Annotated in this window: 12 protein-coding genes; 10 read left to right on the top strand and 2 right to left on the bottom strand. The window is 47.4% G+C overall.

Annotated features, from left to right (window positions below):
* Positions 1-635: 635 nt before the first annotated feature.
* Positions 636-1,295: an ABC transporter ATP-binding protein gene (locus ACFSUS_RS20705; protein WP_381525655.1), complete on the bottom strand. Its 660-nt coding sequence runs from the start codon at positions 1,293-1,295 to the stop codon at positions 636-638.
* 153 nt (positions 1,296-1,448) lie between these two features.
* Here ACFSUS_RS20705 and sucC point away from each other — a divergent pair, with 153 nt between their 5' ends.
* Positions 1,449-2,675, top strand: a complete 1,227-nt coding sequence (gene sucC / locus ACFSUS_RS20700) for an ADP-forming succinate--CoA ligase subunit beta (protein ID WP_381525654.1) — start codon at positions 1,449-1,451, stop codon at positions 2,673-2,675.
* Positions 2,676-2,801: 126 nt separating this feature from the next.
* Here sucC and ACFSUS_RS20695 read toward each other — a convergent pair whose 3' ends face one another.
* Positions 2,802-3,608: a M48 family metallopeptidase gene (locus ACFSUS_RS20695; protein ID WP_381525653.1), complete on the bottom strand. Its 807-nt coding sequence runs from the start codon at positions 3,606-3,608 to the stop codon at positions 2,802-2,804.
* A 226-nt stretch (positions 3,609-3,834) separates the two neighbouring features.
* Here ACFSUS_RS20695 and ACFSUS_RS20690 point away from each other — a divergent pair, with 226 nt between their 5' ends.
* The 9 genes from ACFSUS_RS20690 (at position 3,835) to ACFSUS_RS20650 (ending at position 11,655) form a co-directional block, all read left to right on the top strand.
* Entirely contained in the window at positions 3,835-4,446 is a 612-nt protein-coding gene (locus tag ACFSUS_RS20690; protein WP_381525652.1) for a fumarylacetoacetate hydrolase family protein, read from the top strand.
* Positions 4,447-4,540: 94 nt separating this feature from the next.
* Positions 4,541-6,514 (top strand): M23 family metallopeptidase, encoded by a 1,974-nt coding sequence (locus ACFSUS_RS20685; RefSeq protein WP_381525657.1) that lies wholly within the window; start codon positions 4,541-4,543, stop codon positions 6,512-6,514.
* Positions 6,515-6,576: 62 nt separating this feature from the next.
* On the top strand, positions 6,577-7,026 hold the full coding sequence (gene bcp, locus ACFSUS_RS20680; protein ID WP_381525651.1) for a thioredoxin-dependent thiol peroxidase: 450 nt from the start codon (positions 6,577-6,579) through the stop codon (positions 7,024-7,026).
* A 56-nt stretch (positions 7,027-7,082) separates the two neighbouring features.
* The gene (locus tag ACFSUS_RS20675; RefSeq protein WP_381525650.1) at positions 7,083-7,940 is read left to right on the top strand and encodes a transketolase; all 858 of its coding nucleotides are present in this window, start codon (positions 7,083-7,085) and stop codon (positions 7,938-7,940) included.
* Between the two features lie 38 nt (positions 7,941-7,978).
* Positions 7,979-8,956 (top strand): AAA family ATPase, encoded by a 978-nt coding sequence (locus ACFSUS_RS20670; protein WP_381525649.1) that lies wholly within the window; start codon positions 7,979-7,981, stop codon positions 8,954-8,956.
* A complete protein-coding gene (locus ACFSUS_RS20665; protein WP_381525648.1) occupies positions 8,950-9,522 on the top strand; it encodes a hypothetical protein in 573 nt (190 codons plus the stop codon). Before ACFSUS_RS20670 ends, ACFSUS_RS20665 begins: the two co-directional genes overlap by 7 nt.
* Before the next feature lie 8 nt (positions 9,523-9,530).
* Complete coding sequence (locus ACFSUS_RS20660; protein ID WP_381525647.1) at positions 9,531-10,484, top strand: transketolase family protein; 954 nt, start codon at positions 9,531-9,533, stop codon at positions 10,482-10,484.
* Positions 10,485-10,549: 65 nt separating this feature from the next.
* Positions 10,550-11,122, top strand: a complete 573-nt coding sequence (locus ACFSUS_RS20655; protein ID WP_381525646.1) for an RNA polymerase sigma factor — start codon at positions 10,550-10,552, stop codon at positions 11,120-11,122.
* Positions 11,123-11,193: 71 nt separating this feature from the next.
* Positions 11,194-11,655, top strand: coding sequence for a hypothetical protein (locus ACFSUS_RS20650; protein WP_381525645.1), 462 nt, complete (start codon positions 11,194-11,196; stop codon positions 11,653-11,655).
* The last annotated feature ends 2 nt before the right edge of the window (positions 11,656-11,657 follow it).

Here is an 11,657-nt window from a genome sequence, read left to right as displayed (position 1 = left end):
GAAAGAACCGTCTACATTTGGTAAAAAGTGGCTTGGCCATAGTGGTAGTTTAGATAAGTTTTAGCGAACTTAAACTTACCATCGGTCAGCCACTTTTCTGCTTTTATCCCTCATGTCCAGTAATCTGGCGAAATTGCTCAGTACGTGTTCAAGATACTGAAAGCTAACCGGCTTTGGCTTGATGTTCGATCATTTAACATCCATGCTGAAGCACTGTACCAATCTGTAGGCTTTAGACACGAAGGCACGCTGCGAAAAGCCTCGCGGGTGGACAATGACTATTATGACCTGAAGGTGTACGGAATGCTAAGGGAAGAATACGATCGACCGTAAAAAGAGAGAATTTTTACAAAATGTAGGCAGAAGGTCCACCTGTCTACAAACAAAAAAGCCAAGCGAGACACTCTCTTGGCTTTCTGATTTACTCAACGTTATGAAAAACTTTTCTTTTCGACACAATTATAAAACAAAAATAATGAAGTTTGATCCCTTTTCCTAAAAAAAAATTTACATAATTTTTTTGCAAATTGATTATCAGACATTTGGCCGAATAATTATAGCAAAAAAATATTCACTTTTTTAAGTATATATACTTAAAAGGCTAACAAACTCGCTTGATTTTGTCGTCACAACACTCAATTAAATAACAAACCGTCACGGATGGTTACCGTCCGGTCGGCCATGGCAGCTAATGCTTCGTTATGGGTTACAATAATGAACGTTTGACCAAGTTCATTTCGAAGTTTAAAAAATAGCTGATGTAAATCTTCTGCATTACGTGAATCAAGGTTTCCGCTGGGTTCATCGGCAAACACAATAGCAGGCTCATTGATTAAAGCACGGGCTACGGCCGTTCGTTGCTGCTCTCCACCCGACATCTGCGAGGGTAAATGGTTCAGCCGCTCGCGCAGGCCTAACATCGTCAACAACGATTCGGCACGCTGACGGACGACTTGCTCCTCTTTACCGGCAATGAAACCTGGCAAACAAACATTTTCCAGCGCTGTAAACTCAGGAAGCAAGTTGTTAAATTGAAAAACAAAACCAATACGTTCGTTTCGAAAGCGGGCCAACTGGCGGTCATTGAGCGTAAACACGTTCTGTTCGGCAATGTGTAGCTCACCCGAATCAGGTCGGTCAAGCGTACCCAGAATTTGAAGCAACGTCGTTTTGCCCGCCCCTGACGCTCCTACAATAGACACAATCTCCTTTGGTTCGATCGTTAAGTTAATTCCTTTTAGGACCGGCAGGTCGCCATAATTTCGGTGTAGATCAGTAGTTTGAAGCAGGGGCATCTTACGTTTTTTGAATGTCAGTTTCAAGTGCAAGGTTTTCAGTCGTATTCTGAGGTAATCATCAAAAACTGAGCACCAAAAACTGAAAACACTTTTTTCTGGCTAACTTGCCGCACAAAAATACGATTTCCAACTCTCCTTGTTGCAGTTGTCATGAATATACACGAGTATCAGGGTAAAGAAATTCTTAAGAAGTACGGCGTCCGGATTCAGGAAGGCATTGTGGCTGAATCACCCGAAAAAGCCGTTGAAGCAGCCAAGCAGATCATGGCACAGTCGGGCTCGAAGTTTGTCGTCGTAAAATCACAAATCCACGCCGGCGGACGTGGCAAAGGCAAAGTTGTCGGTTCCGAACAACGGGGGGTAGCTGTTGCCAAGTCGGTTGATGAGGTACGCGACATTGCCAAAAACCTGATTGGTAACGTACTCGTAACCCACCAAACCGGCCCTGAAGGCAAGAAAGTAAACAAGGTGCTGGTCGCTCAGGACGTGTTCTACCCTGGAGCATCGGAGCCCAAAGAAATGTACCTCAGTATTCTGCTCGACCGGAGCAAGGCCTGTAACGTTATCATGGCTAGTACCGAAGGGGGTATGGATATCGAAGAGGTAGCTGCCAATACCCCCGAGAAGATTGTGAAAGAGTGGATCGATCCGGCAGTGGGTCTCCAGCCATTCCAGGCACGCAAGGTTGCGTTTGGCTTAGGTTTAGAAGGCGAAGCGTTTAAAGAAATGGTAAAATTCGTTACCTCACTTTACAAAGCTTATGTGGATACAGACGCGTCGATGTTTGAAATCAACCCGGTTCTAAAAACTTCAGACAACAAAATACTGGCCGTTGATGCTAAGGTAAACCTAGACGATAATGCACTCTACCGCCATCCTGATCTGGCCAACCTACGTGATATTACCGAAGAAGATCCGCTCGAAGTTGAAGCGACAGCCAATGACCTGAACTACGTTAAACTTGACGGTAACGTAGGTTGCATGGTAAACGGCGCTGGGTTGGCTATGGCGACGATGGATATTATTAAACTATCGGGTGGTGAGCCGGCTAACTTCCTCGACGTAGGCGGTGGAGCTAACGCCAAAACAGTTGAAGCTGGCTTCCGGATCATCCTGAAAGATCCGAACGTAAAGGCCATTCTGATTAATATATTCGGCGGCATTGTCCGTTGCGACCGGGTTGCTACGGGTGTCGTTGAAGCGTATAAAGCCATAGGCGATATTCCAATTCCAATTATCGTTCGCCTGCAAGGCACCAACGCTGAAGAAGGCGCGCGCATCATCGACGAGTCCGGCCTGAAAGTATACTCTGCCGTGTTACTGAAAGAAGCGGCTGAGAAAGTGGAGCAAGTCTTAAAAGAAACGGGCGTACGATGATATGTTCTGTTGTTCGTCGTTCGTAAATGCTGCATTTGACTGTGCCGACCGACAATGGCGGTTAATCTGATCAACAAAAAAGCCAGAGCAGCAAACTCTGGCTTTTTTGATTTGCGGCACTACGTCTTACCGTTTGTAATACTTCATTGCTTCGGGTAACAACGCCTGCAAATCTCTAATTCGACGTTCGTCTGATGGGTGGGTTGATAAAAATTCGGGTGGTTTCTTACCGCCACCAGCTCTCGCCATGCGCCCCCAAAAGCTGACCGCTTCCTGCGGATTATAGCCAGCCATAGCCATGAAAATTACCCCTAACTTATCGGCTTCCGATTCCTGCGCCCGGCTGTGGGGAAGTTGCCGTCCAAATTGATAAGCAACCCCAGCCGCCTGCAGTAGCAATAGATTCGTTTGCTGACGTTGTGGCGACGACATGCTTCCAAGTAGTAACTGTCCACCCGTGAGCAAACCATTCGACACAACCCCCTCACTCATACGTTCGCGGCCGTGTTCAGCAATAGCATGGGAAATTTCGTGCCCCATCACGGCAGCCGCGCCAGCTTCGTTTTGCGTATACGGTAGAATACCGGTGTAGAAGGCCACCTTACCTCCTGGCATACACCAGGCGTTGACTTGTGGACTCTCAATTAGATTAAACTCCCACTGATACCCAGCCAGCCGATCGGCAAATCCATTAGCATTCATGTATTGCTCCATAGCCTGACGTAACCGACCACCCACCTGACGAACCATATCGGCCTGTGAACCACCACGAACGACACGACTGGTATCGAGCACTTCTTTATAATTCTGATAGCTGAGCGGCAGAAGCGTACTGTTTGGCACAAAAGCTAGCTGTTTACGCCCTGTGATGGGTACTTTCTGACACCCTACGGCAAAGCCGATCAGTAGCATGGCAATTATTGCTCTTTTCATTCTTATTAAATTTTGTCCGAATGGTTATTCTAACACTGTATGACCCGTAACGCACCAAATTTGTTTAAATTTTCCTGAATGGTGCGGCAAGGCCCTCTTTAACCCGTAGATTTGCGCCAGTCTAATTAGTTTAACTGAAGATGATATAGGCAAAAGCCTTTCCTCTTCTTAAGTCTGCTCAAAACAGGCCAAAGGCAAACACGACCAGCCTGTGCTCCAAGTGCCTATGAAACTTATCTGCGTTGGCCGAAACTATGTCGAACACATCCGGGAGCTTAACAACGAACAGCCCGACGATCCAGTTATTTTCATGAAGCCTGAAACGGCCATTCCCTTAAAGAACGAGCCATTTTTCTACCCAGACTTCTCCAACGATGTTCATCATGAAGTAGAGATTTTAGTGAAGATCAACCGGGTTGGAAAAAACATCGACGAGAAGTTTGCCCATAAATATTACGATGAAATTGGTGTTGGCATTGACTTTACAGCACGCGATGTGCAAAGTAAGTTAAAGGCCAAAGGCTTGCCCTGGGAATTAGCCAAAGGCTTTAACGGGTCAGCGCCCATTTCTCAATTTGTGCCGAAAACAGACTTTCCCGATTTGCAAAACGTAAACTTTCGGTTAGATGTCAACGGCGCAACTCGTCAACAAGGCAACACGAGTCTGATGCTTTTCAAAATTGATTATTTGATTTCGTTTGTGTCCCGGTATTTCTTGTTACAACAGGGCGATATTCTGTTCACGGGCACCCCCAAAGGCGTCGGTCCTGTGCAGGTTGGCGACCGGCTTACGGCTTATATTGAAGATCGGCCCATGCTCACGTTTGACGTAAAATAAGTAGCTCTTTTCGCTTTTGAGACCATCGTTCGTTCATACTCTTTCAGCCATTTTGCTCAGTGCAGGTCTGGCTCTTGGCCAGCCCGTTACTAACATGCCTAAAGCGCCGGTCAACCTCATGATTCAGACCGGCTACTTTCTCTTCCCGATCATGCCAGGGGGAGCCAACTCATTATCAGGCGGAATGGGGGATCTTCGGGCTAACCATTTCCATGCGGGTTTAGATATCCGCACCGGTGGCCGTGAAGGACTCGATGTACACGCAGCGGCCGATGGTTACGTGTCCCGTATTGCCGTCTTCACCGGAGGCTATGGTAATGTCGTATTCATTAAACATCCCAATGGCCTGACCACCGTTTACGGCCATTTGAAAACGCTGAAAGACTCGCTGGGTACTTACCTCCGGCAACAACAGTACGAGAAGAAGACCTTTGAGATCGACCTCCGGCCTTCTCCTGACCAATTTCCGGTTAAAAAAGGCGACATCATTGCGGCTTCCGGAAACACCGGAGGATCGGGTGGACCTCACCTGCACTTTGAGATCAGAGACGCCAACGACAACCTCATTAATCCGCTCCTGTATAATTTCTCGGAGCTTCAGGACGAAGTCCCCCCCTATTTTGAACGTATTGCGTTGAAAACAATGACGCCCACCTCACGGGTCAATGGCGAATACCAACGAATTAGTTACGTTCCAGTTCGTCGGGCCGATGGTACGTATACGATCACCCAGCCGATTTCTGCCTCGGGCCTGATTGGCCTGGAAGTGTTAGGCTACGATAAAACGAGTGGGTCGCCCTACCGAAATGGAATCAGTTGCCTCGAAATTCGGCTCGATGGCCGGGAAGTATTCGCGTATAACATGAACAGCTTCCCGAATGAGCATACCCGGTTCATGAACATCCACGAAAATTACGAAGTTGAGCAAACGACTGGCCAACGGTATCACCGGGCTTACATCGCCGATGGCAACGTTCTGAATCTGTATAAATTACAGAGCAATGCAGCGTATCGAGGGCGCTTACCGTTGCTGGATGGTAAGCCGCACGAGGTTACCCTTACTCTTTACGACGCATACGATCACTCGGCGCAGCTTACGTTTACTGTTTTGCCAGAAGTCGCTAGCAACAATCCAGTCCAGATGGATTCCATACTGGCCCAACCCGCCAGTTATTCACCAACGTCCGACGACGATCTTTCCCCAGCAATCCCATCAGCGACGATAACGACTGACGAAAACGTGCTTAAACTCAGTGTTCGGAATGTGTCACCCTCAAATCCACCCGTTGCTAAACTATTTACAGGACGAACCACCTCCGAACTGCCCGCGAGTTATGTACGTAACAACCAGGCAATTTATCTCATAGATTTGCGGCAGACACTACCCGATTCGGTACAGTTTGGGCGGGGTGTAGTTCGCACTAATTTGAAAAAACGTATCCTTCCCGGCCGAAACGACGTGTTCACGGATGGTAACACCCGATTGGAGTTCAGTCCCAGGACCTTGTTTGACACCTTGCATCTGGCCCTACGGCCGGTGCCCGGTGGTGGCATTGAAATCAATCAGCCAACAATTCCACTGAATGATTATCTGACTGTTCAATACAAACCTAATTACCCGATTGCTATCGATACCATGCGGACAAAAGCCTATTGGACGAGCGGTGGACGGGAAAGCTTTCTGGGAGGAACCTGGAATAAAGGACAGATTGAATTTAAAACTCGTTCGCTGGGCCGATTCCAACTGCTGACCGATGCCAATCCGCCGACGGTGGAGATTCTGGCGGCAACGCCTGCGGGTATTTCGGCCAGAATCCGTGACGATCTGTCGGGTATTGCTCAATTCCGGGCGCTGGTTGATGGCGAATGGGTACTGATGCAGTATGACTATAAACGAGCCTTACTATGGTCAGACAAACTCAATCCCGGTGAACCTTTCGAAGCAGGGGCCGAAGTAATTGTGCAGGTAAAAGATCGCTCGGGTAACATTGGGTCGGATAGCACAACCATTGCCGAGCCACGTCCTGTGGTGCGCCGAAAAGCGACCACGAAGCGACGCAGACGATAGTAAACAAGACTTAGAGTAGTACTTTTAAAGCCACAAGCTAACTAGCCTAATCCAGAAGTTACATGAAGCTATCCATTGGCGACCCTGCCCCCGATTTTACCAGCACAGACCAAAACGGTCAGCCCATAAAGTTGTCTGATTACCGAGGCAAAAAGGTGGTTCTGTATTTTTATCCCAAAGACGACACACCCGGCTGTACGGCACAGGCGTGTAGCTTACGCGATAATTACGCTGACCTTCGGGCGGCTGGTTATGAGGTGTTGGGCGTAAGTGTCGATAACCAAACGGCACATCAGAAGTTTATTGGAAAGTATGATCTGCCCTTCACGCTCGTAGCGGATACCAACAATCAGGTTGTTGAGGCTTATGGCGTTTGGCAGGAAAAAGCTATGTATGGCCGGAAATTTATGGGTATCGTTCGCACAACCTTCGTGATCGACGAAAACGGCATTATCACTGACATCATTACGAAAGTGGATACCAAAAATCACGCAGAACAAATTTTAAAGTAACTCGGGTGGAAACCCGTTCATCAATCCCAAAAGCGGGTTTCCACCCGCGCTACCTTATGGAACTCGAACAACTCGAAGGCATTGCTACCGCCGTCCGGCGCGACATTCTCCGCATGGTTGCGGCCGTTAACTCAGGCCACCCCGGCGGCTCATTAGGCTGCACTGATTTTTTCGTCGCCTTGTACTTCGACATCATGCGCCGAAAAAAGGATGAAAAGGGCAACCCAATTTTTGATATGGATGGCCGCGACGAAGACCTCTTCTTTTTGTCGAACGGGCATATTTCACCAGTCTGGTATTCGGTACTGGCGCGGGCGGGCTATTTTCCACTTAAGGAGTTAGCCACCTTCCGCAAGCTGGACAGCCGACTCCAGGGTCACCCCACCACCGCTGAACACTTACCCGGCGTCCGGATCGCTTCGGGTTCGCTCGGCCAAGGCTTATCGGTAGCGAGTGGCGCGGCTTACGCCAAAAAACTCAACGGTGATGACAAACACGTGTACGTCCTGATGGGTGATGGTGAGCAGCAAGAAGGCCAAATATGGGAAGCTGCGCAATTTGCCCCGAACAAGAAGCTGGGTAACCTCACGGCTATTATTGACCTGAACCATGCTCAGATCGACGGTACGACCGACAATGTGAACAGCAACCGCGATCTGGGCGCTAAATACAAGGCGTTTGGTTGGTTCGTTGAAGAAATGGAAGGCAACGACATGGCCGAAGTGATCCGTACGCTTAAGAAATCCCAGGAGAACCCTGACGTGCCAACCTTAATCCTGATGCATACTGAAATGGGCTTTGGCGTGGATTACATGGTTGGCAACTACAAATGGCACGGTACGGCTCCTGACGCCGAGCAATTGACCCAGGCACTGAATGGCCTCCCTCTTTCAGTTGGCGTAACCGATTATTAATCGTTTAAAACAGCATCCTGCTGTTTCAGACAGCGCATATGAACATCAAACGCCTTGTCATCGAAAATTTCAAGTCCATAGAACGGATTGAGCTCATTGAGCCCAATCCGTTCACGGTCTTTGTTGGCCCCAACGGGTCGGGCAAATCGAATATTTTCGAGGCTTTGGAGTTTGTGAATCGATGCTCTAAGACACTAGTATCTGAAGTAGTTAGGGAATTTGGTGGTGTAAGTAAGATCAGTTACCGAAGTGGGGCCCACCTGAGTCGATTTTATTTTAGAACCGATTTTGGTGAAGAAACTGAATACACTGAGATTAGATTCGCATACGATGCTATACAAGATAAAATTCATTTACCCAATAAGATCCAGAATGAATGGTTAAATCTATCAACTGATACACAGGACCAATTTTACCTTGGCTTTAGTAAAGTTTTTATTAACAGCAGTAAGTCCCCAAGATACAATTACCAAGACGATCGTTCTCTCAATTCAGCCGCAACTAATTTAGAGAAAGTCCTCAAACGTATCCTCCTTGATGACAAAATGCGTCCAGAAATTTTTGAATGGCTTTTCTTGTTCGTTCCAGGTTTCGATTATGTTTCGATTGACGAGCATAATGAGATTCAATGGTACGAGAAATATTCTGTTGATCACTTCACTAAAGATTTAATCTCTGATGGTACTTACAACATTCTGGCTCTACTAACGGCCGTTTACCAAAGTGATAAACCGCAGTTCCTTTGTATTGAAGAACCAGAGAATGGTTTGCACCCAGATGTCATTAAAGAATTGGTTAACTTATGCCGCTACGCCTGTGAAACATATGGGCATTTTATCTGGCTTAATACGCACTCACAAACGTTGGCAGCACAATTAACTTCCGATGAAATTATTGTTGTTGATAAGGTCAATGGAGCCACGCAAACCAAACAATTCAAAGGTCGTGATTTCCATGGCTTACGTATGGACGAAGCTTGGCTGATGAATGCTCTTGGAGGGGGGCTTCCGTGGTAAAAATAGGTTTCATTTGTGAAGGCAAAACCGAGAAAAATATTATCGAATCAGACAGTTTTCAAGAGTGGCTGCGTCTAAACAGTTTTGACTGTTCACTTCCGGTCATTGATGCAAAAGGAAATGGTAATTTACTTCCCCACAAGATTGAAGCTCTACGCCAAGAACTGCTTGATCGAGGTGTGCACAAGATAATAATTCTAACGGACCTGGATGTTGACAGTTGTATTACATCAACTCGGCAACGGATCACCGAACGAGCAGACCAACTAATCATTGTCGCAGTCAAACAAATCGAAGCATGGTTTCTGAGTGACACGCAGACCTTACAAAACTTATTTAGTGATCCAGCTTTCGTGTTCAACTTACCAGAAGAGGAAATGAGTCCGTTTGCCACGCTTCAGCAGTTATTTTTAGCAAAAACAAATCGCGGTGTTGGTAGCAAAAGTATTCTCGTTAGTCGCATGCTCAATTACGGCTTCAGCATTGAGCAGGCTGCTCAGCACCCGAACTGTCCGTCGGCACGTTATTTTCTAACTAAATTGCAAACCCTCGCTTCGGCGAATTAAAAACGACCATGAAAAAATACGAATACACCGAAAAAAAGGATACGCGCTCAGGTTTCGGCGCGGGCATCGCCGAACTGGGTCGCTCGAACCCGAACGTTATTGCGCTGACAGCGGATCTGGCGGGATCACTGAAACTCGAAACGTTCATCAAGGAAAATCCCGACCGCTTCATTCAGTGCGGTATTGCCGAAGCGAATATGATTGGTGTATCGGCGGGTTTGACCATTGGTGGCAAAATTCCATTCGCCACCACCTTCGCCAACTTCGCTACCGGACGAGTTTACGACCAAATTCGTCAGTCAGTTGCTTACTCAAACAAGAACGTTAAGATTTGTGCATCACACGCGGGCGTAACGCTTGGTGAGGATGGTGCCACTCACCAGATCCTGGAAGACCTGGGCATGATGAAGATGTTGCCGAACATGACCGTCATCAACCCCTGCGATTATAACCAAACGAAAGCCGCCACCATCGCTATTGCCGATTATGAAGGGCCCGTTTATCTACGGTTTGGTCGTCCGGTGATTCCAATCTTTACGCCAGCCGATCAGAAATTTGAAATTGGTAAGGCATGGCACGTTAACGAAGGCTCCGCAGTGTCAATCTTCTGTACAGGCCATCTCGTTTGGGAGGCAATCAAAGCCGGGGAAATGCTGGCCGAAGAGGGTATTGAAGCCGACATCATCAATATCCACACAATTAAACCGTTAGATGAAGAAGCCATTCTGGCGTCTGTTAAGAAAACAGGTTGTGCCGTATCGGCGGAAGAACACATGATCAACGGCGGTTTAGGCGACAGTGTAGCCCAGGTGCTTGCCCGTAACTATCCTGCTCCCATCGAATACGTTGGCGTTCACGATACCTTTGGCGAAAGCGGTACTCCCGACGAATTAATGAAGAAGTATGGCCTCACCGCCGACAAGATTGTTGAGCAGGTGAAAAAAGTAATTAGTCGTAAGTAGTAAGTGATCAAGTGGTAAGTAGTTAATTACTTACCACTTACCACTTATAAACTTACCGCTTATTTATGACTGACGAAGAACTGCTTACTAAATATCGCGACCCGTCGAGCCGGAATTATGCCTTCAATCTGCTGGTGCGTCAGTATCAGCAGAAAATTTACTGGCATATCCGTAAAATGGTCATTGACCACGACGATGCCGATGATCTGGTGCAGGAAACGTTTATAAAAGTCTGGAATAGCCTGGAACAGTTTCGGGGTGATAGTCAGTTATATACATGGATTTATCGCATTGCCACTAACGAATGCCTCAACTTTCTGAACAAGAAACGTCGGCGTTTTTTCCTACCAATTGGCGATGTGGAAGGCGAATTGATGGAGAAGCTCGAAAGTAACTCCGACTACGTTACGTCCGGGAACGATCCGAGTGGCGAAGAGGTGCAGCTAAAACTACAGAAGGCGCTGCTTAAATTGCCCGATAAGCAACGGCTGGTGTTTAATATGAAATACTTCGACGACATGAAGTACGAAGAAATTTCGGAGATTACCGGCACGTCGGTCGGCGCGCTGAAAGCATCGTATCACCTCGCCGTCAAAAAAATTGAAGATTATCTGAATAAATCCGATACAACCGATTAAACCCCAGCCTGTACGAGCTGTCAAACCTAGAAATAGGCAGACAAATCGTGTGGCTTGTACACAAGAATACAATGAACGAGAACAATTACTTCCGGCTTGATGAACTTCCTCCCGAGCACCCGCTTCGGCAAGAGCCGTTTAGTGTGCCGGATGGCTACTTCGACGCCTTACCGTCGCGGGTACAGGCACGCGTTACTCGTAAGCCCAAACCTGCTTTTTCCATTAGCTGGTCGTGGCAACGGACCGTAGCGTCTTTGGCGGGAGCCAGTTTAATTGCTGTGCTGATCTGGCAGACATTGCCACAACGGCAGGAATCGTTAGGTAATGAAGCATTGAGTGGTGTAAGCAATGAGGTCATTGCCGCTTATCTCGACGACCAGGGCATTGACCCATACGAATTGGCCGATACGCAACAGATTCATTCGTCGCTCGGCAACGATACAACGGCAATCCAGTACCTTAATGTACAGCCCGCCGATATTCAGCAACTTATTGATGAGCAGGGTCTGCGAGAAGGTAGCCAAGGCTCTTAATT

The sequence above is a fragment of the Spirosoma soli genome (assembly GCF_042684525.1).
GTDB lineage: Bacteria > Bacteroidota > Bacteroidia > Cytophagales > Spirosomataceae > Spirosoma > Spirosoma soli.
This window is presented reverse-complemented; position numbering and strand designations above follow the sequence as displayed.

Coding starts and splice junctions, on each gene's coding strand:
- ACFSUS_RS20705 (WP_381525655.1), bottom strand. CDS start 1,295: ATGCCCCTGCTTCAAACTACTGATCTACACCGAAATTATGGCGACCTG.
- sucC (WP_381525654.1), top strand. CDS start 1,449: ATGAATATACACGAGTATCAGGGTAAAGAAATTCTTAAGAAGTACGGC.
- ACFSUS_RS20695 (WP_381525653.1), bottom strand. CDS start 3,608: ATGAAAAGAGCAATAATTGCCATGCTACTGATCGGCTTTGCCGTAGGG.
- ACFSUS_RS20690 (WP_381525652.1), top strand. CDS start 3,835: ATGAAACTTATCTGCGTTGGCCGAAACTATGTCGAACACATCCGGGAG.
- ACFSUS_RS20685 (WP_381525657.1), top strand. CDS start 4,541: ATGCCTAAAGCGCCGGTCAACCTCATGATTCAGACCGGCTACTTTCTC.
- bcp (WP_381525651.1), top strand. CDS start 6,577: ATGAAGCTATCCATTGGCGACCCTGCCCCCGATTTTACCAGCACAGAC.
- ACFSUS_RS20675 (WP_381525650.1), top strand. CDS start 7,083: ATGGAACTCGAACAACTCGAAGGCATTGCTACCGCCGTCCGGCGCGAC.
- ACFSUS_RS20670 (WP_381525649.1), top strand. CDS start 7,979: ATGAACATCAAACGCCTTGTCATCGAAAATTTCAAGTCCATAGAACGG.
- ACFSUS_RS20660 (WP_381525647.1), top strand. CDS start 9,531: ATGAAAAAATACGAATACACCGAAAAAAAGGATACGCGCTCAGGTTTC.
- ACFSUS_RS20655 (WP_381525646.1), top strand. CDS start 10,550: ATGACTGACGAAGAACTGCTTACTAAATATCGCGACCCGTCGAGCCGG.
- ACFSUS_RS20650 (WP_381525645.1), top strand. CDS start 11,194: ATGAACGAGAACAATTACTTCCGGCTTGATGAACTTCCTCCCGAGCAC.